The sequence below is a fragment of the Amphritea sp. genome (assembly GCF_016744155.1).
In the GTDB taxonomy this organism is placed as follows: Bacteria; Pseudomonadota; Gammaproteobacteria; order Pseudomonadales; family Balneatricaceae; genus Amphritea.
Map to the genome: position 1 here is coordinate 14,476 of NZ_JADGEW010000006.1, position 24,448 is coordinate 38,923.

Sequence of the window (24,448 nt, forward strand, 5' to 3'; positions counted from 1 at the left end):
GCATGGCTTGTTGTGTTAGATGGTCGGCATAAATGATTGGTGTGGAGTGTTATATGGACTGGCAAACAGTTAATTTTGACTGGAATCGGGCACGGGCGTTTTTAGTCACCGTAGAAGAGGGGTCGCTATCGGCGGGTGCCAGAGCACTGGGTTTAACTCAACCGACACTGGGGCGGCAAGTGACGGCTTTGGAGCAGGAATTAGGTGTCACCCTGTTTGAACGTCTGGGGCAGGGGTTAAAACTGACTGAATCTGGGGCTGAGCTGGTGGCACATGTGCAGGCGATGGGAGCCGCGGCCAGCCGCTTTTCAATGGTGGCATCGGGTCAGTCACAAACTCTTGAGGGCACTGTCACTATTGCTGCCAGTGAACTCGAAGCTGTGTTTATGCTACCTGCTGTGATTGAACGTATACGCACTGAACTGCCCGGTATCACATTGGACCTACAGATATCTCACGAAGTGGCCAACCTGAAACAGCGTGAAGCGGATATCGCCCTACGCAGCTTTCGCCCCACTCAACCCGATTTGATCGTACGTAAACTCTGTGAAACGCCGATCTGGCTCTACGGGACAGCGCAATATCTGGCGCCCTACGTAGATGCCAATTCTGCCGATGAGTTAAAAAACATACAGATTATCGGTTTTGAACAAAACAACAAACTCCAGGAGCTGCTGAACAATAGCGGCAATGGTTGGTCGCTATCTGCTACAAATCAGAAGGTATCAACACTATCGCAAATGCTGCAGTGGGAACTGGTTAAGCGTCACCAGGGCCTTGCGCTTTTCCCCGAATCGATAGGTGACAGAGAAGTATCCTTTGTTAGAGCCTTTGAGTCCTTCGGCCCACCCATTACCTTGCCCTTGTGGCTGGTCTGCCACAGAGAGTTGCATACCAGTCTGCGAGTAAGAAAGGTTTTTGATGTTATTGCTGAGATGCTATCGAGTTGAAAAGTAGTTAAGCGGCCCCTTAGGCCTTCAGGGAGCGGTGGTGATGGCGGTGTTATAGATGAGGGTAAGTATAGGGATTTAACCTGTTCACTCTAAGTATAGGGTGCTCGTCTGTTTAATTCGGTATTTTATTAGCTGTCTAACTCGCCGAAAAACAGGATTGATGCCGGCTCATTAGTTATTGGATTTATTGGTTCATTTATCTTGCTCAGTTTGAATCCGTTGGCATCAAACAGTGCTTTCCATGATTTTATGGTTCTGAAATACCAAGGGGCGGGCGATGTGAAGTTTTCGTTGAACCCTGCCCAGGATCCTTCCCTCCAACCATCTTCGTACTTGTTATTACCGCAAGCCATAATTGGGTGGATTGTTTGCACGATAAACACGCCTTTGTCGTTTAACAGTGCAGGAATTTGTTGAAATAAAATATTAACCGACGTCTCCCCAAGTAATGAAAAATTACAAACGACCACATCAAATTTTTCCTTTAGCTGGTGATGCGATGTTTCCTCGTAGGGCAAGACTTTGAAACGTCCTACTTTTTGCTTAGATGCGCTTTCTATAAATTCTGGAATAACATCAATACCGAGGGCATCAATCCCCTTAGGGATTAATTCACGTACTAGCCACCCCTCGCCGCAACCAACATCGAGGACAGCCTTTGGTGAGGGTTTTGTGATGGCATCTATTATTGCCTGGTTTGTAACCTGGATTCTTGTGGCGATTTCAGCATTATGGATCGCTGTTATCCAGGGTTGAACATTTTTCTGCCAAGATTCAATTATTGCAGCTTCAGTAAGTGTTTTCATGAGTAGCTATCCTTCTTGTGCTGATAATGTCTAGCTATGCGGTAATAACAACGTCCGGCTCATCGGGAAAATTTATCACATGTTCTTGCCCTAAAGGTGATAGCTAAAATTGGTTCGGTACAGTCGTTGCTTCTGTGTTTTATAGAGTAGTCCATCGTGTAGCCACACCTATTAAGTGAATTAAGCCGATGACCAAGCAAACGGCTGAACTCCAAATCCAAAAGGCAGTGCTGTTTTGTTTTACTTGAGGATGGTTCGTTACAAATGGAGCCACTAAACCGCCTAAACCTCGAAGTAAATAGATAGCGGTAATTGTTGGTAAAGCTAATTTTATAAAAGGCATTCTAGGTAAATAACCAGCACCAGACCAAGCATAGCCACCCCAAATAGTTAAAGCCAGGGCAATGCCAAGCGTTATAACCGTTGGTTTCAGCGAACCCTGTTCCGCCATCAGTGCCATTGACTCCCCGGCACCGAAAAAACGATACCAGTTGGGGCCTCCAATAACGACGCCAATATGTAAGACGGCGGCCAAAAAGCTAAATAAGCCAGCGATTATCAAAAGATCAAAATCCACTAAAAGTATCCATAATGCTCATGTATATAATGCTACAGACAACGGAGCGCTACGCGTGTTCAGTCATAGGGCAAACTGCGTCAGCCTACCTCGGAAATAAAACTGTATTTAGTGGATAGCTGGCTGGATATGTCGGAAGTCGAGTGTAATCGACAGTGAGCTTTAACAAGATATTCATTCTGGTTCGTGTTTGATTGTAGTACCGATTGTTGAGGTAACAGATGAGGTGGTTGAGCATACAGTCTGGATGAAAAAAAACGACCTAACTAGCCCGGAGTACTTGGCTTTTTCAAGCGGGTTCTTGTGCAACGTTGTGGTGCCTCTGTCAGAGGCTAGTGCGTTATGATGAAATAGTGTAATTTGTTCGATTTATTACTCAAGGTTTTCTTTTTCTGCCGATATCATTTATATCGCGTAGGAGTATTACGATGGAAATAACAGCGGCTTCCGCTTCGGCTTATCAGCAAGCTTCGTTACAGAATGATGTTGCGCTGGCTGTTGCAGGTAAAGCAAAAGATAGTCTTGAGTTGCAAGGTGCAATGGCGTTACAACTGCTGGAAAGTGCTGCGCTGGCCGCCGTCGATCCTGCCTCCCCGCTGGGGCAGAGTATCGATATACTGGCTTAACCGCTAGCCTTGATCAAAACCGCCTATTGGCGGTTTTTTTGTTTTTAAGCTAGATCATGTAGTCAGTAGAGGCCTCTGAAAATGAAGTTGCTTCTATCTGCCTTATGGCACTGGGGAGTTCCTCAGCCGGGATGGGCTTACTGAGAAGGAAGCCCTGTATGTTCTGGCAATTTAGCTGCTCCAGGTATTTAAACTGTTCAATGGTTTCTACCCCTTCTGCGATTAGCTCTAACCCCAGGCTTTTTGACATCGCCGCAATGGCATTGACCAAAGAGGCATCTTCCGCATTGTCTGGCAGATCGCGAATAAAGGCGCGATCAATCTTTAACTTATCGATGGGGAACTGTTTGAGATAGCTCAGGGATGAATAGCCTGTGCCAAAATCATCAATCGCCAGTTTTGCCCCCATCTCTTTCAGTTGATTCAGCCAGCTGATCGCTTCATTTGAGCTTTCCAGGAACATACTCTCAGTTATTTCGAAAATTATTTTTGTAGGGTCTGCCCCGGTTTTAGCGATAATTTCTCCTGCGACCTGAGCATTAAAACCAAGATGGCGCTGGCTGCTGGAAACGTTTACAGAGACTGACAGGTTATCAATGCCCTGATCTTTCCATTTTTTAAGTTGCTCACAAGACTGCTGAAATACCCATAACCCGATAGGCTGTATCAGGCCTGTCTCTTCTGCAAGAGGAATAAACTCTGCCGGACTGATCAGCCCCCGCTCTGGGTGATGCCAGCGAATCAATGCTTCTGCTGCGGTGACTTTGCTTTCTTCGCAGTTGTAGATCGGCTGATAGAAGAGTTCAAACTCTTCATGCACAATTGCATGGCGCATAGACTGTTCCAAATCAGTCTGGTTTCTAATATGTTCGCGCATTTTGGTATTAAAAAATTGGTGTTGATTTCGCCCGCTGTCTTTCGCCAGGTACATGGCCATATCTGCGTGGCGAAGCATCGCTTCACCATTTTCTGCATCACTGGGATAGCATGATATCCCCACGCTTGCGCCGATATATAATGTACGACCAGCCAGTTGAAAGGGGGGGCGCAACGCTTCAATAACTCTTTTAGCCCTAAGAGCGGCATCTTCGGGCTCTGCAATATCTTGTAATACAATGACAAACTCGTCTCCACCGAAACGGGCTAGGAAATCATTTTCGCGAATAACTGATGCCAGCCTTTGACTGACCTGTTGGAGCATATTATCTCCCACTGAATGCCCCAGGGTATCGTTAACCGCTTTGAAGCGATCAAGATCGATAAACAGCAGTGCGCAGGCGGTTTTTTGTTCTTTGCAGTGGCTTAATACTTGCTGAAGTTCTCGCTTAAGCATGATGCGGTTAGGCAGTTCTGTGAGAGCATCGTAATTGGCTTGTTGACGGATTTTCTCTTCATCTGCCTTACGTTGAGACATATCTGAGAACACTGCGACATATTGCTCTAGTACCCCATCACTATTACGGACGGCAGCAATAGAAAGCCATTGAGGGTAAGTGGTGCCGTCACGCCGCTGATTCCAAATCTCTCCTGACCAGCTGTGATTCTGCTCAAGGATCTTCCACATCTCTTTGTAGTTGATTTCCTTCTGCCTTTTAGCCTGAAAAATCTGAGGTGTTTTACCCACAACCTCTTCAGCGGTGAAGCCAGTTATTTCAGTAAACGCAGGATTGACCGAGATGATTCGAGTATCCGGCGAGGTGATCATGATCCCCTCATTGGTGGTTTCAAAGACAGCAGCGTTCATTCGCAACTGCTCTTCGGTGGAGCGTCGTTCGGTAATATCTTCTTTAACGGCTACAAAATGCGTTATTTCCCCCAGTGGATCTCGGACAGCAGAAATAGTAGCGGCCTCCCAGTAGAGCTGTCTGTTTTTGCGCCGGTTCAGGAAGGTGCCTTGCCAGACTTTTCCGTCCAGCATTTTCAGCCACATATCCTGATAATTGGTTGGGGAGATATCGCCGGAACTAAATATGCTAGGTCGCTCTCCGAGTACTTCCTGGAGTGAATAACCGCTAATCTCTTCTGCTTTGGGGTTGATGTATTCGATGATACCGTTGATATCAGTAATGACGACTGCAGCAGGGTTTTGTTCCAGTGCTCTTGAGAGCTTTCGAAGCTCCTGTTCCTGCGATCGAGCATCGGTCATATCGACCCTTACCCAAACTTCACCACCCTCATTCGTTGGACTGTTACTGCAAAGATAGCAGTCTCCATTCTCTAATATCTGTAAAGACCTGGAAGCAGAATCACTGTCTTTCTGATAACTGCATTTTTGGTCGATTGCGGTCTGTAAGTCAGCTTTAGGTGTCCCGGGTATGAGTAGCTCAGCTATCCAGGGGTAGTAGTTGCTGAAAGTGCGGTTACACAGAACTAGTTGATTATCCCCATCGAACAGGGCAAACGCTTCGTTTATGCTATCGACGCCATCTTTAAGACGTTTTTGAGCCTGGTCTTTCAGGCTATGAAATCGTATTAATCGGAGATAGAGAAAGGTCAATAGGAGCACTAGAGTAGCAGTCAGACCGATCAAAGCTGAGTTTAGATATTCTGTCTGCGTCTCTACTTTGCTGCGATAGCTTAGATAGGCACTGTATAGCTGATTAAATGCAGCCTTGTTGGGTATCTGTTTATATTCTTCAATCAATTGAGTTAATTGGGTTTGGGTATTCAGGTTTGCTGTGATGTGAAGTTTTAGCTCTTCAATACTTCCACTGCCATTGTCAGTGAGCGAGTTGAGACTTTTTTTAATCTCGTTGGCATCCAGGCCGCTTCTGAATATATGGTACTGATAAAGCGTATTAACTATATTTCTGGCCTGAGTCAGGCTGGCTAGATTGTCTTCTGAAACAGACTGAAGCAGCATCGGCATAAAGTTAAGTCCGTTGCGAACAATAGCTGCACTGGTCTTAAGTCGTTCTAGTAGTGCGGTACGCTGGTGCAAAGTTGTACGATATTGTTTAAGTTTTGCGGTTAATGCTGTGGGTAGATTGAGAAACAGTTTTGCGGTTTCCGGATCATACTCTTGTTGATTTAGCTGGCTGACAAGATGTACTACCTCATCATAATTTTGCTGCCCCATCGAGCTAATGAGCGACACTTCCAGGTCCAGGGCATTATCCAGTGCCTGTAGCTGTAGTAAGACCTCAGAACGTCGTTGGTCAGGCTGTGTGCGTTCCCCGTGTACCAGATAGAAAAGCCAGGCGAGCAACATGAGGGCAAACAGTGATGTCAGGTAGAGGCGGGTTTTAGACCAGGTCATTTAGCCAGCTCCGGATGCTCGCCCGCCAGAGAAACAATAAACGCTTTGATGGCTGAGACATGCTCATCAGGGATTTCGCGGCCTAACTGAAAGCGTCCCATTATCTTGATTGCATCGGCTAGCTCAGCAATCGAACCATCATGGAAGTAGGGGGCAGTAAGAGAAGCCAGTCGAAGGCTGGGCACTTTAAACAGATACCTGTCTACCGGGTTATTGGTATCTGTATAGCGACCATAATCTGTGTTGCTAAGGGGGGTGCCCCGGTCGTGGAAGTAGGCTGAAATATCTTTAACTGCGCCGAAGTAGGCATACATATTTCCTCCTACATTCTTGCCCTGGTGACAGCTAATACAACCATAGGATTTAAACAGGCGGTAGCCCTGCACCTGATCATCAGAGAGTGCTGTAGAGTCACCGGTTAACCAGCGATCAAAAGGAGAGTTGTGGGTGTTCAGGGAGTGCTCGAACTGGATTATTGCATCCTGTATGTTCTCAATACTGATGCCATCGCTATAGGTTGTAGTGAATTCTGCTTGTAATTGCTTGTCCTGGCTGAGCCGATCGATTATCTCGGGCCAGCTGCTATTCATCTCTACGGGATTATGAACGGGACCATTAACCTGCTCGTTGAGGTTTTGTGCCCGGCCATTCCAAAACTGTACAAAATTCAGACTGCTATTGTATACGGTCGGTGTATTCGCGCTGCCAGCGGCATTATTCACACCGAAAGAGACAGCGCCCTTATCCGCTCCTCCGGTATTAAGGTCATGGCAACTGGCGCAGCTGATACTGTTATCTGAAGAAAGTCTTGGGTCGTGGAATAGGTCTCTGCCAAGCGAGACCTTAGCCTGGTCTAATCCTAGGTTTGGTTGAATCGGGGAGATGGGTTCAGAGCCCAGATCTATTGCCTGGACAGAACTACAGCAGAGGCTTAGTAGGAAGATTCTAATGACAGCGATAGATCTGTTACATCGAAGCAATATCTTTAAATACAGGGCCATCGGCTCCACAAAAACATCCTTTTGGATATGTTAGAGAGGCTGTATTTTTCCTGAAAGGATTCTCTATGGCCAGAACGAGGGTCATAAAAAAGGTATATAGCCCCATCTTTTTTAAGGATTAGGGCTATAAATGAGTTTTTACTGCTTACTTAGTCGTTGATCATCAGGATGACCAGATTTTTAGGGCCGTGAGCGCCCATTTGCAGTTTCTGTTCGATGTCAGCGCTACGGGAGGGACCGGTAATCATGTTTACAGTACGGGGCATAGTGTTACCGTATTTCTCTCTGGTTTTCTTCCATGCCTCTTCATAGACACCGACAATGGTTGAACGCCGTAGTATCACCAAGTGGTTATCGGGTAAGAAATTCAGGGTTGTTGGGCTCTGGGGGCCCGAATGAAGCATCACAGTGCCGGTTTCGGCTATTCCGGCAAAACTGGAAGTAAGGCTGGCAATATCTCCAGCCTGAGCGACGCGTTCTGTACGGAGTATCTGCTGTTGTTCCAGTGGATTCCAATCTAATGTGCTTAGCTCAGAGTCACTGGCGCTGATCAGTTGCTTGATCCCTTGGCTGGATAGCCAGTCGGCACAAGCCTGTGGAACCTGGTCGAGACTATCGAGTTCGATCAGTTCGGCCAGTGCTTCATGGATCATCGCTTTAAACAGCTCAACTTGTTCTGCAAAGGGTAGCTGTGCCCTGGCTGGAATTAAGTTATCCGCTTTGGCGGCGAGTCGGTTAGACACGGCTTGCTGGCGCTGACTGTCATCCTGGCTACGGTTAAGTCCGCTACGGATGTTGCCCAGAATCGCTGCGCGGCTCATGGCTGTTGTATTTTCTGCGCTCATGGCTGCTCTCCGGCTTTTTGTTGCTCTTTCCAGGCCTGCATAAAGGTTGTTCCTTGTGGTGCAGGCATATCCCGCCAGTCGGTCCAGCCGCCGGCAAGTGGTAGTTTCTTGATACGTCCTTTCTTTCCGGCCAGGCGTTTCATAAACCAGCTGGCCATGCGGGTGTAAGGTTTGTACAGGGTAGGGCGTTTAGCCAGGAAGGCCCATCCCGCCAACCCGTAGCGGGCTGCTTTGGGTTGCAGGTGTTTTTGAAACTCATCTTCACGCCAGTGACGCATCAGCTTGGGTAGAGGGATCTTAACCGGGCAAACAGATTCACATTTGCCACAGAAGGTGGAAGCGTTAGGCAGCATGCCGCCTTTTTCGATACCGATCATCTGTGGTGTTAGTACTGAACCCATTGGGCCTGGGTAGACCCAGCCGTAGCTGTGTCCGCCAACCGCGCCGTAGACAGGGCAGTGGTTCATACAGGCAGAGCAGCGAATGCAGCGCAACATATCCTGGAATTCGCTGCCGACCATCTCGCTGCGACCATTATCAACCAGTACCACGTGGAAGTTTTCCGGGCCATCCTGATCGCCTTCGCGGCGAGAGCCTGTGGAGAGGGTGTTATAAACAGTGAATTCCTGTCCGGTTGCTGAGCGGGCCAGTAAGCGCAGGAACAAAGTCATATCTTCGAGCGTTGGGACCACTTTTTCGATCGAGGTGACTACAATATGGGTCTTGGGCAGCGTCTGGGTCAGATCACCATTACCTTCGTTGGTGACGATAATGGTCGAGCCGGTTTCGGCGACACAGAAATTTGCCCCGGTGATACCCACATCGGCGGCGACAAACTTATCTCGCAACACTTCGCGAGCTTCCTGCATCAATACCGCAGGGTCGTCTGATTTAGGTCGGTTATGGTGTTTGTGGAAGGTTTCAGACACGTCTTCCAGATTCAGGTGTATTGCCGGGGCAATAATGTGACTCGGGTGATCGCCCCTCAGTTGCAGAATGTATTCACCCAGGTCGGTTTCGACCGGTTGAACACCGTTTGCTTCGAGAAAATCGTTCAGGCCGATCTCCTCTGTCACCATGGACTTACCTTTAGTGACGGTTTTTGCGTCGACCTGCTTACAGAGGTCGAGAATGATCCTGTTAGCATCTTCAGAAGTACGGGCCCAGTGAACCTGACCGCCATTTTCGATGACTTTACTTTCAAACTGTTCCAGATAGAGGTCCAGATGCTCAAGGATATGGTTCTTGAGATCGCGACCCTGATTTCGAAGCTCTTCAAATTCAGGCATCCGCTCGACGGCGATAGCGCGCTTTTCCGGGAAGCCGGCTTTTAAATTGCCCAGCGCCTTCTGTAGGTTTTCATCTTTTAATGCATCGTGAGCACGTTGTTTAAAGAACGGGGTATTAATCTCCATGGTCTCGCTCCTTAAAGTTGTTGTGCTAGATCGTAATCGGCTTCACCGATTGCGGGAATGTCGGTCATGCCGGCCAGAATTTCGACGACGTGACGGGCTTCAACTTGTTTACCTTCGCGTTTGAGTTTGCCTGCCATGTTCAGCAGGCAACCCAGGTCACCGCCAAGTAGGGTGTGGGCTCCGGTATTACTAATATAGTCGGTCTTATTTGAAACCATCCGGTTTGATATCTCCGGGTACTTAACGCAGAAAGTGCCGCCAAATCCGCAGCAGGTTTCGGCCTCTTCCATCTCTTCTAGTTCAATACCCTGAACTTGCTGAAGTAGCTGCCGGGGTTGCTGCTTAATCCCCATCTGTCGCAGTCCGGAACAGGAGTCGTGGTAGGTGACTTTATGGTTAAACTGCAACTGCTTCAGTTGATCCTGCAGAACGTCTGCACCAATCACATCGAACAGAAACGAGGTAATTTCAAAGCTGCGACTTTTCAGATCCAGAGCGCGTTGGTAGTAGCTGTCAGCAGGATCAAATACCTCAGGATAGTAGTGCAACATGCCGATACAGGAGCCAGATGGGCCGACAACGTATTCATAGCCATCGAAGGCGTCGATGGTTTGTCGGGCGATGTCTGCAGTGGTTTTGCGATCACCGGAGTTAAAGGCGGGCTGGCCACAGCAGGTTTGACGTTCAGGCACTTCAACGGAACAGCCTGCCTGCTCTAGTAGTTTAACAGTAGCAAAGGCGACTGAAGGGCGAAACATGTCCGCCAGACAGGTTACAAAAAGCCCGACGCGTGGACCTGAAGGAGTATTCGGCATTTAGGTTACCATTTTTATAGTTATCGGCTCGTTACAGAGATTCAGACTGCTCTGTTGTTGCTAGTAAAGATAGTTAATGAAGGCAGGGAAAGAAATGCTACACTGCTAACTGGTCTGACCAAGTGGCACGGGGATTTCACGCGATGGATAAAAGTTTAAGCGAAAGCCTGTTACAGCAGCTGAAAGAGAGTTTCTTTTCAGGTGAGCTGTTGCCCGGGACTGAGTTGGTGTCGCAGCGGCGTATGTCAGAGTCTAAAGGGCTGTCACGTTCTACTGTCCGTGAAGCGATAGGTCAGTTGGAAGCCGAGGGATATGTGGAGGTTCGTCACGGAGGGAAAACCCGGGTAAAAAACTTACTGGAACCCTATTTTAATATGCCGATAGAAGGTGTTTCTGCCCTTGGGGATAACGTAGACTTTCAACGCCAGGTGATGGATGTGCGAGCGATGTTGGAAGGGGAGGCTGCATTCTATGCGGCTACCCGCGCTACCGATGCTCAGTTACAGGCACTGGATGCAGAGTATCAGCGGATGCAGAAACGGGGGCAGGGTGAAACGACGCTGGAGAAGGCGAAGGACGATCTGCGTTTTCATATGATGATCGCTGAATCATCTCACCATTTGTTGATAATCTGCTTTAGTCAGCTGTTCTATACCCGTTTTTTTAATGCTATTTACGGTGTGTTAACCCGTACCCTGCAAAAATACGGTCGTTATCCTGATGGTATTCGCTCTCAGCATGGGGCTATACATCAGGCAATTATGGCAAGAGAGGCTGAAAATGCCCGCACAGCCGCTACCGAACATATCCTCTATACACGACGTCATCTCGATGAATAAACACTCGCTGTTTTTATCTCTGTATAAGGTCACTTGAATCTTATTGAAATAGCTTTGTAGCAGGGTTTCCGGTAGAATGCGCCGCCTTAATACTGCTACTTGGTTTGTAGCAGTGACTGAATTTTATAAGGTGGCCTCTGGTACTGGTCACCGCTGAGCAGATAGGAAAAGACGATGCCTGTTATTACCCTTCCCGATGGCAGCAAACGCGAGTTTGCTAACGCTGTTACTGTATTTGATGTTGCCGCTGATATTGGCGCTGGTCTGGCTAAGGTTGCCCTGGCTGGAAAAGTAAATGGTGAGCTGGTGGATACCTCCCACACCATTACTGAAGATGCTGATCTGGCCATTGTTACCCCTCGCGATGCGGAAGGTTTGGAGGTGATTCGCCACTCTTGTGCTCACCTGATGGCGATGGCAGTACAGCAGCTGTTCCCGACGGCCCAGGTTACTATCGGCCCTGTCATCGAAGATGGCTTCTATTACGACTTTGCTTATGAACGTCCGTTTACGCCGGAAGATCTGCTGAAGATCGAAGCGGAGATGAAGAAGTTGGTTAAAGCCAATCATCCAATCTCCCGCTCTTTGATGACTCGCGATGAAGCTGTGAAGTTGTTCAATGAGAAAGGCGAGAAATACAAAGTTGAGCTGTTGGAAGCGATTCCGGCAGATCAGGATCTGTCCTTCTACTCGCAGGGCGACTTTATTGACCTCTGCCGTGGCCCACATGCGCCATCGACCGGACATATTAAAGTATTCAAACTGATGAAGCTGGCGGGTGCCTACTGGCGTGGTAACTCTGACAATGAGATGTTACAGAGGATCTATGGTACTGCCTGGGGTGATAAGAAAGACCTTAAAGAGCATCTGCACCGTTTGGAAGAGGCTGAAAAGCGCGACCATCGTAAGCTGGGCAAACAGCTAAACCTGTTCCATCTACAGGAAGAAGCACCGGGTATGGTGTTCTGGCATCCAGATGGCTGGAAACTGTATCAAACGATTGAACAGTACATGCGTATCAAGCAGCGTCAGCATAACTACGATGAAATTAAGACGCCGCAGGTTGTTGAACGTTCTCTGTGGGAAAAGTCTGGCCATTGGGATAAGTTCTCTGAAGAGATGTATACCACTCACTCTGAGAACCGTGACTTTGCTATTAAGCCGATGAACTGTCCTTGTCACGTACAGGTATTCAATCAGGGACTGCGTTCATACCGAGATCTGCCCCTACGTCTGGCAGAATTTGGTTGCTGCCACCGTAATGAGCCTTCAGGTGCGCTGCACGGTATTATGCGCGTCCGTGGATTTGTTCAGGATGATGCGCACATCTTCTGTGCCGAAGACGCTATTCAAAGTGAAGTAGCGAAATTTATCGATTTCCTACACGAAGTTTACGCAGACTTTGGTTTCTCTGAGGTTATTTATAAGCTGTCTACCCGTCCTGAAAAACGGGTAGGTTCTGATGAAGTTTGGGATAAAGCAGAGAAAGCCTTGGGCGATGCGTTGGATGCAGCCAAACTGGATTGGGATGAGTTGCCAGGCGAGGGCGCTTTCTACGGACCAAAAGTAGAGTTTTCGCTGAAGGATTGTCTGGGTCGTGTATGGCAGTGTGGTACTATTCAGGTAGACTTCTCTATGCCTGGCCGTTTAGGTGCTCAATTTGTTAACGAATCCGGTGATCGTGAAACACCGGTTATGTTACATCGTGCAATTCTGGGTTCATTTGAGCGATTTATCGGTATTCTGATCGAAAACTTTGCCGGTGCGCTGCCAACCTGGTTAGCCCCTCAGCAAGTGGCAATTTTGAATATTACCGACAAACAGGCGGAATATTGCAGCGAAATTGAAGAAAAACTGACAGAACTTGGATTCTTTGCGTCTGCGGACTTGAGAAATGAGAAAATCGGCTTTAAAATCCGCGAGCACACAATTCATAAAGTTCCTTATCTGCTGGTAGTCGGTGATAAGGAAGTAGAAGCCGGGTCGGTGGCTGTTCGTACCCGTACCGGTGAAGATCTCGGCACAATGTCGATTGAAGCGTTTTGCGATCACCTGAAGCAGGATGTTGCTCAGAAAGGTCGCAAAGAATAATTAATAGATTGGAGATACAGCTATCAAGCGAGATAACAGAAGAGGGCGTAATGAGCGGAATAAGCCGCCTATAAATGAGAATATCAGCGCCCGCGAGTGTCGGTTGATTGGTCCAGATGGAACACAGATAGGTGTCGTGCCTATTAAAGACGCCCTAGAGGCGGCACAAGAAGTTGGCCTTGACCTGGTACAGATTTCTGATTCAGATCCTATCGTTTGTAAGGTGATGGATTACGGTAAATATCAGTACGAGAAGAAGAAAGAAGCGAATGCTGCTAAGAAGAAGCAAACGCAGATGCAGGTTAAGGAAGTAAAATTCCGTCCAAATACGGAAGTAGGGGATTATCAGGTAAAACTACGCAACCTGATACGTTTCCTTGAAGGTGGCGATAAGGCTAAGGTAACACTTCGTTACCGCGGTCGTGAAATGGCACACCAGGAGTTAGGCATGCAGCTATTAAACCGGATCGAAAAGGATCTGGAAGAGCTGGGTGTCGTTGAGCAGCGTCCGAAAATGGAAGGCCGCCAACTGATTATGGTCATAGCTCCGAAAAAGAAAAAGTAGTCTGACTTAAGCGTAAAACCCGTGCTGGCTCTTCACGAGACAGATACGGGTTTTGTTGTTTGCTCAGGTGAAAAATAATTAATGAATGCGTGGGGATTTAGTAATGCCTAAAATGAAATCTTGCAGCGGTGCTGCAAAACGTTTTAAAAAGACTGCTAGCGGCTTTAAGCACAAGCAATCTCACACAAGCCACATCCTGACTAAGAAGTCGACTAAGCGTAAGCGTCAGCTACGTCCGATGATGCAAATTGCAGCTTCAGACAAAGCACTTGTTAAACGCATGCTGCCTTATATCTAAGTCGAATTATTTACAAAATCTAAGTTAGGAATAAAGAATTATGGCACGTGTAAAACGTGGTGTTATCGCACACCGTCGTCACAAGAAGATCCTGAAAAAAGCTAAAGGTTATTACGGAGCTCGTAGCCGTGTATTCCGCGTAGCTAAACAGGCAGTTATCAAAGCGGGTCAATATGCATACCGCGACCGTCGTCAGCGTAAGCGTCAGTTCCGCGCGCTGTGGATTGCTCGTATCAATGCTGCTGCCCGTATCAATGGTTTGTCCTACAGCCGCTTTATTGCTGGTCTGAAGAAAGCATCTATCGAGATCGATCGTAAGGTGCTGGCTGATCTGGCTGTTCACGAAGCGCAAGTTTTTGCTGCTATCGTTGAAAAAGCTAAAGCTGCACTGTAAGACACCCTTACCTTCTGGTAAGTATTGATCGTTGTGATAGGGGAAGGGTGCAAACTCTTCCCCTATTTTTATTTGGAGCGGTAAATGGAAAATATTCAAATCCTGTTGGCGGAAGGCAAACAAGCTGCAGAACAGGCTACAAGCGCACAAGATCTTGATCAGGTGCGGGTTCAGTATCTGGGTAAGAAAGGTCATCTTACCCAGCTGTTGAAAGGTCTGGGCGCATTAAGCGCTGAAGAGCGTCCTCAGGCGGGTGCGAAAATTAATGAAGCGAAACAGGCGTTGCAGGAGGTACTTAATGTACTTAAAGCAAATCTGGAATCCGCCGCTCTGGAAGCTAAGCTGGCTGAAGAGACTATAGATGTCACTCTGCCGGGTCGCGGTCAGTCGTTGGGTGGTTTACATCCGGTGACTAAGACGTTGCAGCGGATCGAGGAATTCTTCGCGCGTATCGGTTACAGCGTTGCTGAAGGTCCTGAGATCGAAGACGATTATCATAACTTTGAAGCGCTGAATATTCCTTCTCATCACCCTGCACGGGCGATGCACGATACTTTCTACTTCAACGCGAATACCTTGTTGCGAACCCATACCTCTGGTGTTCAGGTGCGCACAATGGAAAGCTCTGAGCCGCCGATCAGAATTATCTGTCCGGGTCGGGTCTACCGTTGTGATTATGATCAGACGCACTCACCGATGTTCCATCAGGTTGAAGGCCTTATCGTTGATAAAGATATCAGTTTCGCTGACCTTAAAGGTACGCTGGAACAGTTTCTGCGTGAGTTCTTTGAGGAAGATGTCAAAGTACGTTTCCGTCCATCCTACTTCCCGTTTACTGAACCATCAATCGAGGTTGATATCGACCGTGGCGATGGTAAGTGGATGGAGGTTCTGGGTTGCGGTATCGTGCACCCGAAAGTATTTGAGTATTCCGGTATCGATCCCGAGCAGTTTACCGGCTTTGCCTTCGGTATGGGAGTCGAGCGTCTGGCGATGCTCCGTTATGGCGTTAATGACCTGCGCCTGTTCTTTGAAAACGATATGCGTTTCCTGGGCCAGTTTAACTAAGTATTTGTTTACTGAGCTTGCAGTTGAGACGCATAAGACGTCGATGAATAGATAAGAATTTTTCGGAATCAGAATTATGAAATTCAGTGAAAAGTGGTTACGTGAACTGGTAAATCCGGCGACTGATACACAAGGTATTGCCGATCAGATTACGATGGCGGGACTGGAAGTTGATGAAGTCCTTCCGGTGGCAGGTCAGTTCAGCGGTGTGGTGGTAGGTGAGATCCTCTCCGCCGAGCGGCATCCCAATGCTGACAAGCTGCAAGTATGTCAGGTATCCGATGGCAGCGAGCAGTTTCAGGTGGTTTGCGGTGCGCCAAACGCCCGTGCCGGTCTGAAAACCGCCTTTGCCAAAGTCGGAGCAGTGTTGAGCACTCCCGACGGTGGTGATTTTAAAATTAAGAAGGCGAAGCTACGTCAGATTGAGTCTTTCGGTATGCTTTGTGCTGATGATGAGCTGGGCATCTCCGATGACCATGGCGGTATCATGGAGCTGGCCGCTAATGCACCAGTGGGTGCTGATCTGCGTGACTTTCTTCAGCTCGATGATTTTGTCATCGATGTTGACCTGACGCCTAACCGGGGTGATTGTCTGTCGATTGCTGGTTTGGCGCGCGAAGTCGGCGTATTGAACAAAGCGGCGGTGTCTTATGTTGACGTTGAGCCGGTTACACCGACTATCGACGATACTTTCCCGATTACGCTGGAAGATTCAGAAGGTTGTCCTCGCTATCAGGGTCGAGTGATACGTAATGTGAATATGTCTGCTGAAACTCCACAATGGATGGTTCAGAAACTGCAGCGTTGTGGTGTCCGTTCAATCGATCCGGTTGTTGATGTAACCAACTATGTTCTGTTGGAGCTAGGTCAGCCGTTGCATGCGTTTGACCTGGCTAAGCTAAGCGGCGGTATTGTTGTTCGCAAAGCGAAGCCTGCTGAGAAGCTAACGCTGCTGGACGGTAATGAAGTTGAGTTAAACGACAAGACTCTGATTATTGCTGATGCGGAGAAAGCCGTAGCGATGGCAGGAATTTTCGGTGGTGCTGAGACCGGCGTTACTGAAGACACTAAGGATATTTTCCTGGAGTGTGCTTACTTTAACCCGATCACTATTGCCGGTCGTGCACGTTCTTATGGACTGCATACTGACGCCTCTCACCGTTACGAGCGCGGTGTTGACTGGCAACTGCAGGGTCGAGCTACTGAACGCGCTACTCAGCTGTTGCTGGATATCGTTGGTGGTGAAGCGGGCCCTGTGGCTGAAGCGGTGGCTGAAGATAGTCTGCCGACAGCCTCAACGGTTACTTTGCGTCAGAGCAAAGTTAATCAGGTATTGGCGTTTGCGATGCCTGCGGATGAGATTGAAGAGATTCTGACTCGTCTGGGTATGATTGTTGAGCAAGGCGCTGAGGGTGAATGGACTGTTCAGGTGCCTTCTTACCGTTTCGATATTAGTATTGAGATTGATCTGATCGAAGAGCTTGCACGGGTCTATGGTTATAACAATCTGCCCGTTAAAGTACCTACAGCTGAGTTGAACATGATTGCTCATGATGAGTCTAAAGTGACTCTGAAGAGCGTCCGCAACCAGTTAGTGGGGCGCGGATATCAGGAAGCGATCACCTACAGCTTCATTGAAAAGGGTCTGGCGGCTCAGTTTGATGATAAGCATGAGGCTAAGGCGCTGGCTAATCCGATCTCTGCTGAGATGGCAGTCATGCGGACCAGTATCTGGCCTGGGTTGGTTAAAGCGTTGCAATACAATCAGAACCGTCAGCAGCCGCGTGTGCGTCTGTTTGAGACCGGTCAGCGTTTCCTGCCTGAAGGCGATGAGCTGATCCAGGAAAACGTCGTAGCGGGTCTTGTGTGCGGTCCTCGTCAAGCGGAAGGCTGGAGTGCAGATACTGCTGTTGTGGATTTCTACGACCTTAAAAGTGATGTGGAGACACTGCTTGAGCTGGGCGGCTGTGCTGAGCAGTTTAGTTTTGTTTCTGAGCGTCATGTGGCTTTGCATCCGGGACAGTCTGCAGCGATTCAGCGTAACGGCAAAACCGTCGGTTATATGGGGGCTCTGCACCCTGAGCTGGTTAAGTCATTAGGACTGACCGGTCCGGTGTTCCTGTTCGAAATTGTTCAAGCTGTGTTGCTGGACGGTGAGTTGCCGCGCTTTAATAACTTGTCTAAATTCCCAGAGAGTCGTCGTGACCTGGCGTTGCTGGTTGATGAAAATGTCGCCTTTGCTGACATCCGTAATCTGGCGCTGCAGAAAGGTGGTGAATTCCTTAAAGCGGCTACATTGTTCGATGTTTATCAGGGCAAAGGTGTTGAACCTGGTCAAAAAAGCATCGCATTGGGCTTGACCTGGCAGCATCCTTCGCGCACTCTTAATGATGAAGAGATCAACGAAGTCATTGATTTTGTTGTGTCTGCGCTGAAAAATGAGTACGGTGCTACATTAAGAGAATAATCGACAGGGGTGTTTCTGATGGGCTCTTTGACTAAAGCAGAAATGGCTGAGCGCCTGTATGAAGATCTGGGGCTCAATAAGCGGGAAGCAAAGGAGATGGTTGAAGCCTTCTTCGATGAGATTCGTATGAGCCTTGCCGAAAACGAGCAGGTAAAGCTCTCGGGTTTTGGTAATTTTGATCTGCGTGACAAACGTGAACGTCCAGGACGGAACCCTAAAACCGGGGAAGAGGTGCCAATCTCTGCTCGCCGGGTGGTGACCTTTCGTCCAGGTCAGAAGTTGAAGGAACGTGTAGAGGCTTATGAAGGAGACTGATCTAGTCTCGGATGATCTGCCCAGTATTCCTACAAAGCGCTACTTCACCATCGGTGAAGTAGCGCATTTGTGTGAGCTCAAGCCCCATGTGCTGCGGTATTGGGAGCAGGAGTTTGAGCAGATTAATCCGGTAAAACGTAGTGGTCGACGCTATTATCAGCGCCAGGATGTACTGATTATCCGTCAGATCCAGGGTTTGCTGCATGACCAGGGTTATACCATCAGCGGTGCACGCCAGTGGCTGAGTGGTGATCAGGCGGTTGATGATACTGCCCGTTATAAGCAACTTCTGCGACAGACGATTACAGAGCTTGAAGATATTCGTAAGCTACTGAAATCCGTGAAGTAAATCTGTTAAAAAGTTCTTTTCAGATGTTCAGTGTTGGCGTAATATAGCCACCTCTGTTTGAGAGCTGAACTGTTTGAGTGTTTAGCTTCTCATCGTCGGGACATAGCGCAGCCTGGTAGCGCACTACTCTGGGGGAGTAGGGGTCGTGGGTTCGAATCCCGCTGTCCCGACCAATTATTTTAAAAAGCCTGCTATTTAGCGGGCTTTTTTGTGTCTGGCGTTTACTTAACTAACTTGATTTACTTAAGTAGTAACCACTAATTTTGGTACTGTTTAATGGTTTAATCTGTTTGGAAGCAAAAAAGTAATAACGCTCGCTCTTTCTCCTGACTGTCAAAAAAGTACAATTGATAGATCTAATCGTCTATTCATTAACTCTCTTGTCCGAAGCAATATAGATGCAGGTCAATGATTTGCATTGCTGTTCTATGCGGTACGAAAAGAGACGATTATGAAAACTATAAAAACACAAGTTGCCATTATTGGTGCAGGTCCGTCGGGTTTGCTATTAGGCCAGTTGCTGGCAAAGCAGGGTATTACTAATATTATTGTTGAGCGGGTAACGGGAGACTACGTTCTTGGACGTATTCGTGCCGGTATTCTGGAGCAGGGCTTTGTTGATTTAGTGCGTGAAGCGGGTGTAGCTGAGCGTATGGATGCGTCCGGTGATGTCCATGATGGCTTTGAGATCTCTGCGAATGGTCAGCGTTATCATATCGATCTGAAAGGTCTGACCGGTGGCAAGACGGTGGTGTGTTATGGTCAGGTAGAGATTACTCAGGACCTGATGGATGCCCGTGAAGCAGCAGGCCTGCCAATCTATTATGAAGCCTCTGAAGTACAACCGCATAATGTTAAATCTGATACGCCTTCTATTACCTTTGAGCATGCTGGCGAGCAATATGAGCTTCAGTGTGACTATATTGCCGGTTGCGATGGCTTCCATGGGGTTTCCCGTCAAACGATTCCCGAAGAGTTACGTACGGAGCACGAGCGTGTTTATCCGTTCGGCTGGCTAGGGCTTCTGAGTGATACTCCTCCCTGCAATAGTGAGTTGATCTATTGTAAGCATGAGCGTGGCTTTGCCCTGGCAAGTATGCGTTCTGAAACCCGCTCTCGCTATTATCTTCAGGTGCCGCTGACCGATAACGTTGAAGACTGGTCAGATGATAAGTTCTGGGATGAGTTAAAGCTGCGCCTGCCCACTGATGTGGCTGAAAATATTATTACCGGTCCTAGTATTGAGAAGAGTATCACGCCGCACGATCTTTCGTGTGTGAGCCGATGCAGTATGGTCGTCTGTTCTTGGTCGGTGATGCTGCTCATATTGTACCGCCAACCGGTGCTAAAGGGCTTAACCTTGCGGCATCTGATGTGGCAACTCTCTATAAGATCATGACCCGGGTATATAAAGAGAATGATCCTGAGTGTATCAATCAGTATTCAGAGATTGCACTTCGCCGGGTATGGAATGGTGAGCGGTTCTCCTGGTGGATGAGTAATATGTTGCATAACTTTGGTCAGATGGAGTCCGGCGACATGGATGCCGCTACTTTTAAGCGATTTATGGATTCAGAGCTGGATTATTATCTTAATTCTGAGAATGGCCGTCGGGTGATTGCCGAACAGTATGTTGGTCTGCCATATGAAGAGTTAGCGCCTTGAGGTAATGCTATAGGCGTTGCTTCATTTTAAACAAAATACCGGCCTGTGCCGGTATTTTTTTAGCTGGGCAAAAGTGCTAGTTAAGAGGATGTAGCTTTGTTTCTCCATATCCCTTCAGCTGTAAACAGAATCAGGCCGCTCCAGATCAATGCAAAGGTGACGAGCCGATTTGAATCCAGAGGTTCATGGTAGACAACGACTGCCAGTATGAAGGCGATACTGGGTGCAGTGTACTGTAGTAGTCCGTTGAGTGTCAGAGTCAGGCGTCGCGCTCCGACTGCAAAGCAGATGAGTGGTAGGCTGGTAATAATCCCCGCAGCGACGAGTAGCAAGGATATTTCAATACTTTCAGACAGAAATGCCAATTGGTTTTGCTGGTTCAGCCAGAACAGGTAGAGCAGGGCGAAAGGGCTGAGCAACAAGGTTTCAATTAGTAGACCTGAGAACGGGTCAACGACTATTCGTTTGCGCAATAAACCATAAAAACCAAAGCTGCAGGCGAGAAACAGAGCGACCCAGGGTAGGCTACCAACCAGAACAAGTTGATAGCCTACGCCTGCTACAGCCAATAGGATTGCTATCCACTGTGCTTTTCGAAGTCGCTCGCCGAGAAATATCATGCCTAATAGCAGGCTGATAAGTGGGTTAATAAAATATCCCAGCGATGTCTCGAGAATACGACCCTGTCCGACAGCCCAGATGAACACTAGCCAGTTAAGGGAAACCAAAATGGCTGAAACAGTGAGGCTTGCTATTAAACGTTTTTGACGGAAATTGTGAATCAATTCCTGCCAGCGCCCAGAAATTATGATGAACAGAGTCAGGAATACAACTGACCAGATAATCCGGTGGGAGAGGACCTCAAATGGGCTGACAGAGGCAACGCTTTTGAAATAGATGGGAAATAATCCCCACATCCCATAAGCAGATAGTGCAAACAGAATTCCTCGGTTTTGCTCCTGTGTGTCAGTTCGCATTGAGGTTATCTTTATCAGCATTGCTGAGAGAATTGAGAAGCCAGCGCTGTTGGAATGCTTCGGAGGTGTAGTTCAGCCAGCGGGTCATGATGGCGACAAATAGAAAACTGAAAGCGAGCCGTGCCCATAGAACGCCAGACAGGTCAGCGCCAAGGGTCAAAACCAGTAAGGTGTCTTCAATTACGCTGTGGCAAAGACTTAACAGGCAGAGTGCGGAGAAGCAGTCTTTAGCGCTGATATGACCACTCTGAGCCTCACGGATGAGTAGTCCGCCACCGAAGGATAGCCCTAATGTCACGCCTATGATGGTTAAGGAGGTTGCCTGAGTGCTGATTCCCAGTAATTTTAACAGGGGTTGTAGCAGCCAGATCATCAGTCGTTCGATATGTATCCAGCGTAAAAAACGTAGCAGACTCATCAGCGCAGTGATGATCAGAATGATCATGGCAAAGCTTTTAAGCTGGCTTACTCCCCAGCTTAAAAGACTGTCATCGACCACCGGCGTCTGCCAGATTAGTTCTACGGGTTGTTGCAGCCAGTCTCCCCACTGATAACTTAGGTGTAGAACTATACCGAGCGCCAGTGCAGAGAGGATTCGGATTAGCAGTGCGACGATAATTCTGACGCCGGCCTTCTGCACTATACGCAACTCAATTGGTAAGCTATGGGCGATTAACAGCATGCTGCTGAGGACAGTAACCTGCGCTACGGTTAGATTTTCCTGTGGGGCTAACTGAAAGAAAATCAGCATGCCGCCATAGATGTTGGTCAGCAGGGTGGTGGTCCATACCAGTCCCATGGATTCAGGAAGGCCGACCAGATGCATAATAGGTTCCAGAGCCAAACTGATATAAGGGATGGCGCCCACTTCCTCCAATACCTTCACGACGATCAACACCGGAATCATTATTTTGAACAGCAGCAGGCATACTTCATAGATCTCCCGGGCCAGGCTGGGGAGTGTGTGAAAGAAAAACTGATTAAATAACTGCCGCATGATGGCGTTCCGCTGGAATATTCATTACTGAGGCTAGTCTAAATGAGAATCATGTCTTATTATTTTAATTACTTCCTGTAAACGAAATAATATTTCATTTAATGATCTATTAGTTTCTAAAAATTTCATTATTGAGTGCCTTTATGTCATATAAGCTGGATCGAATAGATCGGAGTATTCTCAATATCCTGCAATTGGATAGTCGAATCAGCAACCAGGACCTGGCAGAACAGATAGGATTATCGCCACCGGCTTGTCTACGCAGAGTGCGTCGCTTGAGAGAGGAGGGGGTTATCATGGCGGAAGTGGCGCTAATAAATCCCCGAATGGTTGGTCGCTATATCAATATTATTGTTGAAGTTGAGATGGTGCGAGATCAGCTGGATATTTATGACGCTTTCAAGCGGAAAATGGATGGGGCGGCGGAAGTTACTCAGTGCTATCAGGTGACCGGAGAGGTAGATTTCCTGTTGATGCTCATGGTTGAGGATATGGAGAGCTATGAGGCCTTTACTCGAAAGTATCTGTCTACGGATGCTAATTTGAATAAGTTTCGGACATTGATTTCTCTGCGACGGGACAAATTCAGTACTGCGATACCGTTATAAACAGAGACGTTTTCATATCTAATTAGTTGAACTAACACTATTTGGTAAGGGCGCTGGCTGATATATATCAAGCGGTAATAAGCTTATATCTATATAATGCATCATTGGTTATTAATTAGACAGTGAAGGTCGCGCTAGCGTGACTGGCGGTTGGTGTAAGTATGGATTTTGAGTGGTTGATCGATTATCTGGGCGAATCAGAAACCATGGCGTTTGGTGGTCTGGTACTGGGGTTTATGTTTGGAATATTTGCTCAACGTAGTCAGTTTTGCCTTAGAGCAGCGGTCTTAGAGTTTTACCAGGGTAAGCTAGGGCCTAAAGTGGCTATCTGGCTATTGACGTTTGCCGCCGCTGTGCTGGGTACTCAGACCCTGTTGTCGATGGGTGAACTGGATATCTCTGATTCTAGAATGCTGGCTTCCTACGGTAGTCTGTCAGGTGCTGTTATAGGGGGTGTGCTGTTTGGTTCAGGCATGGTCTTGGCGCGAGGCTGTGGTGCGCGCCTGTTGGTATTGGCAGCGACCGGAAACCTACGGGCGCTTTTTTCAGGACTTTTATTCGCAACAGCCGCTCAGGCTACATTGAGAGGGGCGTTTGCTCCGGCCAGAGACAAAGTGGCGGGGAGCTGGTTGTTGCATGATGATGGCGGCTTAGAAGCGCTTTCGTATCTGGGTTTGGGTGAGTATGCAGGGTTTTATATCGGCCTTATTTGTGCTGCTGTAGCGATTGCTATAGGGGTGCGTAGCAAGTTGAAAGCCTGGGGATGGATAGGTGCTATCGGTTTAGGTAGTTTGGTGGTCGGTGGCTGGTGGTTTACCTATCATATGTCTTATCAGGCGTTTGAACCGACGCAGGTTGAGAGTATGACCTTTACGGGCCCCTCGGCAGATACTCTGATGTATTTTTTAACTCCGGGCGGCGCGCCGATGGACTTTGATGTCGGTTTGGTGCCGGGGGTTTTTCTGGGGTCGCTTTTAGCCGCTATTCTGTCAGGTACCTTTAAGCTGCAGGGCTTTAAAGACGGCCGTAGTATGGTGCGTTACATTGTCGGTGCAGTGTTTATGGGGGTAGGGGGAATGCTTGCAGGTGGTTGCGCGGTTGGTGCAGGCCTTACCGGTGGTTCAGCGTTCTCTATTACGGCTTGGATAGCACTGGCGTCTATGTGGGCTGGAGCGGGTATTACATACTTCAGTCTGGACCGCAGGGCAGAGCATGCCGAGCAAGCGCTGGTTGATGCTCAGGCTGCAGGTAAGCTGGATACCGATACGACTGCGGTTAATGAGAGATCGGAAAAAGAAGCCGTTGTGTCTTAAGTTGTTTATCGTTGTTCTATAGATAAAAATAATACGATAAAATCATCGAAAAGAGCTTGACCAAAACAGGGCATATCAATATGATACGCCCCGTCTTCTGGAAACAGAGTCACACAGCGTCCCATTCGTCTAGTGGTCTAGGACACCGCCCTTTCACGGCGGTAACAGGGGTTCGAACCCCCTATGGGACGCCATTTTTTTTGAC

General features: G+C 48.0%; 22 protein-coding genes, 2 tRNA genes and 1 pseudogene. 16 read left to right on the forward strand and 9 right to left on the reverse strand.

What is annotated here, in order from left to right; genetic code table 11:
* Positions 1 to 53 precede the first annotated feature (53 nt).
* Positions 54 to 950 (forward strand): LysR family transcriptional regulator, encoded by an 897-nt coding sequence (locus tag QZZ54_RS06865; protein ID WP_290700684.1) that lies wholly within the window; start codon positions 54 to 56, stop codon positions 948 to 950.
* 131 nt (positions 951 to 1,081) lie between these two features.
* On the opposite strand, the gene QZZ54_RS06870 is transcribed toward QZZ54_RS06865, so the two are convergent.
* Together QZZ54_RS06870 and QZZ54_RS06875 are read right to left on the reverse strand one after the other, a co-directional pair.
* Positions 1,082 to 1,759 carry a class I SAM-dependent methyltransferase gene (locus QZZ54_RS06870; protein WP_290700686.1) on the reverse strand — a complete coding sequence of 226 codons (678 nt, stop codon included), beginning with the start codon at positions 1,757 to 1,759 and terminating at the stop codon, positions 1,082 to 1,084.
* Positions 1,760 to 1,898: 139 nt separating this feature from the next.
* The gene (locus QZZ54_RS06875) at positions 1,899 to 2,336 is read right to left on the reverse strand and encodes a hypothetical protein (RefSeq protein WP_290700688.1); all 438 of its coding nucleotides are present in this window, start codon (positions 2,334 to 2,336) and stop codon (positions 1,899 to 1,901) included.
* Positions 2,337 to 2,764: 428 nt separating this feature from the next.
* Here QZZ54_RS06875 and QZZ54_RS06880 point away from each other — a divergent pair, with 428 nt between their 5' ends.
* Positions 2,765 to 2,962 carry a putative motility protein gene (locus tag QZZ54_RS06880; protein ID WP_290700690.1) on the forward strand — a complete coding sequence of 66 codons (198 nt, stop codon included), beginning with the start codon at positions 2,765 to 2,767 and terminating at the stop codon, positions 2,960 to 2,962.
* Positions 2,963 to 3,011: 49 nt separating this feature from the next.
* Here the strand turns inward: QZZ54_RS06880 and QZZ54_RS06885 are convergent, their stop codons facing one another.
* The 5 genes from QZZ54_RS06885 to QZZ54_RS06905 form a co-directional block, all read right to left on the reverse strand.
* Positions 3,012 to 6,221 carry an EAL domain-containing protein gene (locus tag QZZ54_RS06885; RefSeq protein ID WP_290700693.1) on the reverse strand — a complete coding sequence of 1,070 codons (3,210 nt, stop codon included), beginning with the start codon at positions 6,219 to 6,221 and terminating at the stop codon, positions 3,012 to 3,014.
* On the reverse strand, positions 6,218 to 7,222 hold the full coding sequence (locus tag QZZ54_RS06890; protein WP_290700695.1) for a cytochrome c peroxidase: 1,005 nt from the start codon (positions 7,220 to 7,222) through the stop codon (positions 6,218 to 6,220). Before QZZ54_RS06890 ends, QZZ54_RS06885 begins: the two co-directional genes overlap by 4 nt.
* A gap of 149 nt (positions 7,223 to 7,371) precedes the next feature.
* Positions 7,372 to 8,067 (reverse strand): LUD domain-containing protein, encoded by a 696-nt coding sequence (locus QZZ54_RS06895; RefSeq protein ID WP_290700697.1) that lies wholly within the window; start codon positions 8,065 to 8,067, stop codon positions 7,372 to 7,374.
* The gene (locus QZZ54_RS06900; RefSeq protein ID WP_290700699.1) at positions 8,064 to 9,482 is read right to left on the reverse strand and encodes a LutB/LldF family L-lactate oxidation iron-sulfur protein; all 1,419 of its coding nucleotides are present in this window, start codon (positions 9,480 to 9,482) and stop codon (positions 8,064 to 8,066) included. The genes QZZ54_RS06895 and QZZ54_RS06900 overlap by 4 nt, the downstream gene beginning before the upstream one ends.
* Before the next feature lie 11 nt (positions 9,483 to 9,493).
* Positions 9,494 to 10,297 carry a (Fe-S)-binding protein gene (locus QZZ54_RS06905; RefSeq protein WP_290700702.1) on the reverse strand — a complete coding sequence of 268 codons (804 nt, stop codon included), beginning with the start codon at positions 10,295 to 10,297 and terminating at the stop codon, positions 9,494 to 9,496.
* A gap of 143 nt (positions 10,298 to 10,440) precedes the next feature.
* Between QZZ54_RS06905 and QZZ54_RS06910 the strand changes: the two genes are divergently transcribed.
* The 11 genes and pseudogenes from QZZ54_RS06910 (at position 10,441) to pobA (ending at position 20,348) form a co-directional block, all read left to right on the forward strand.
* Positions 10,441 to 11,136, forward strand: coding sequence for a FadR/GntR family transcriptional regulator (locus QZZ54_RS06910; RefSeq protein WP_290700705.1), 696 nt, complete (start codon positions 10,441 to 10,443; stop codon positions 11,134 to 11,136).
* Positions 11,137 to 11,310: 174 nt separating this feature from the next.
* Positions 11,311 to 13,227 carry a threonine--tRNA ligase gene (gene thrS, locus QZZ54_RS06915; protein ID WP_290700708.1) on the forward strand — a complete coding sequence of 639 codons (1,917 nt, stop codon included), beginning with the start codon at positions 11,311 to 11,313 and terminating at the stop codon, positions 13,225 to 13,227.
* A 22-nt stretch (positions 13,228 to 13,249) separates the two neighbouring features.
* Complete coding sequence (gene infC / locus QZZ54_RS06920; RefSeq protein ID WP_290701108.1) at positions 13,250 to 13,792, forward strand: translation initiation factor IF-3; 543 nt, start codon at positions 13,250 to 13,252, stop codon at positions 13,790 to 13,792.
* 103 nt (positions 13,793 to 13,895) lie between these two features.
* Positions 13,896 to 14,090 (forward strand): 50S ribosomal protein L35, encoded by a 195-nt coding sequence (rpmI, locus tag QZZ54_RS06925; protein ID WP_290700711.1) that lies wholly within the window; start codon positions 13,896 to 13,898, stop codon positions 14,088 to 14,090.
* A 40-nt stretch (positions 14,091 to 14,130) separates the two neighbouring features.
* Positions 14,131 to 14,484: a 50S ribosomal protein L20 gene (rplT, locus tag QZZ54_RS06930; RefSeq protein ID WP_019619998.1), complete on the forward strand. Its 354-nt coding sequence runs from the start codon at positions 14,131 to 14,133 to the stop codon at positions 14,482 to 14,484.
* Between the two features lie 84 nt (positions 14,485 to 14,568).
* On the forward strand, positions 14,569 to 15,552 hold the full coding sequence (pheS, locus tag QZZ54_RS06935) for a phenylalanine--tRNA ligase subunit alpha (protein ID WP_290700720.1): 984 nt from the start codon (positions 14,569 to 14,571) through the stop codon (positions 15,550 to 15,552).
* 76 nt (positions 15,553 to 15,628) lie between these two features.
* Positions 15,629 to 18,019: a phenylalanine--tRNA ligase subunit beta gene (pheT, locus tag QZZ54_RS06940; protein ID WP_290700724.1), complete on the forward strand. Its 2,391-nt coding sequence runs from the start codon at positions 15,629 to 15,631 to the stop codon at positions 18,017 to 18,019.
* An 18-nt stretch (positions 18,020 to 18,037) separates the two neighbouring features.
* Positions 18,038 to 18,334: an integration host factor subunit alpha gene (ihfA, locus tag QZZ54_RS06945; protein ID WP_019620001.1), complete on the forward strand. Its 297-nt coding sequence runs from the start codon at positions 18,038 to 18,040 to the stop codon at positions 18,332 to 18,334.
* Entirely contained in the window at positions 18,321 to 18,683 is a 363-nt protein-coding gene (locus QZZ54_RS06950; protein ID WP_290700727.1) for a MerR family transcriptional regulator, read from the forward strand. The genes ihfA and QZZ54_RS06950 overlap by 14 nt, the downstream gene beginning before the upstream one ends.
* Positions 18,684 to 18,779: 96 nt before the next feature.
* Positions 18,780 to 18,856: transfer RNA gene (locus QZZ54_RS06955), tRNA-Pro, on the forward strand.
* Between the two features lie 287 nt (positions 18,857 to 19,143).
* Positions 19,144 to 20,348, forward strand: a pseudogene (gene pobA / locus QZZ54_RS06960) (4-hydroxybenzoate 3-monooxygenase).
* 80 nt (positions 20,349 to 20,428) lie between these two features.
* Here pobA and rarD read toward each other — a convergent pair.
* Together rarD and QZZ54_RS06970 are read right to left on the reverse strand one after the other, a co-directional pair.
* Complete coding sequence (gene rarD, locus QZZ54_RS06965; RefSeq protein ID WP_290700730.1) at positions 20,429 to 21,325, reverse strand: EamA family transporter RarD; 897 nt, start codon at positions 21,323 to 21,325, stop codon at positions 20,429 to 20,431.
* The gene (locus QZZ54_RS06970; protein ID WP_290700733.1) at positions 21,315 to 22,322 is read right to left on the reverse strand and encodes a hypothetical protein; all 1,008 of its coding nucleotides are present in this window, start codon (positions 22,320 to 22,322) and stop codon (positions 21,315 to 21,317) included. The genes rarD and QZZ54_RS06970 overlap by 11 nt, the downstream gene beginning before the upstream one ends.
* Before the next feature lie 143 nt (positions 22,323 to 22,465).
* Between QZZ54_RS06970 and QZZ54_RS06975 the strand changes: the two genes are divergently transcribed.
* The 3 genes from QZZ54_RS06975 (at position 22,466) to QZZ54_RS06985 (ending at position 24,437) form a co-directional block, all read left to right on the forward strand.
* Complete coding sequence (locus QZZ54_RS06975; protein ID WP_290700736.1) at positions 22,466 to 22,930, forward strand: Lrp/AsnC family transcriptional regulator; 465 nt, start codon at positions 22,466 to 22,468, stop codon at positions 22,928 to 22,930.
* Positions 22,931 to 23,091: 161 nt separating this feature from the next.
* The gene (locus QZZ54_RS06980; RefSeq protein ID WP_290700739.1) at positions 23,092 to 24,243 is read left to right on the forward strand and encodes a YeeE/YedE family protein; all 1,152 of its coding nucleotides are present in this window, start codon (positions 23,092 to 23,094) and stop codon (positions 24,241 to 24,243) included.
* Between the two features lie 118 nt (positions 24,244 to 24,361).
* Positions 24,362 to 24,437 (forward strand) — tRNA-Glu (locus tag QZZ54_RS06985).
* Positions 24,438 to 24,448: the final 11 nt, after the last annotated feature.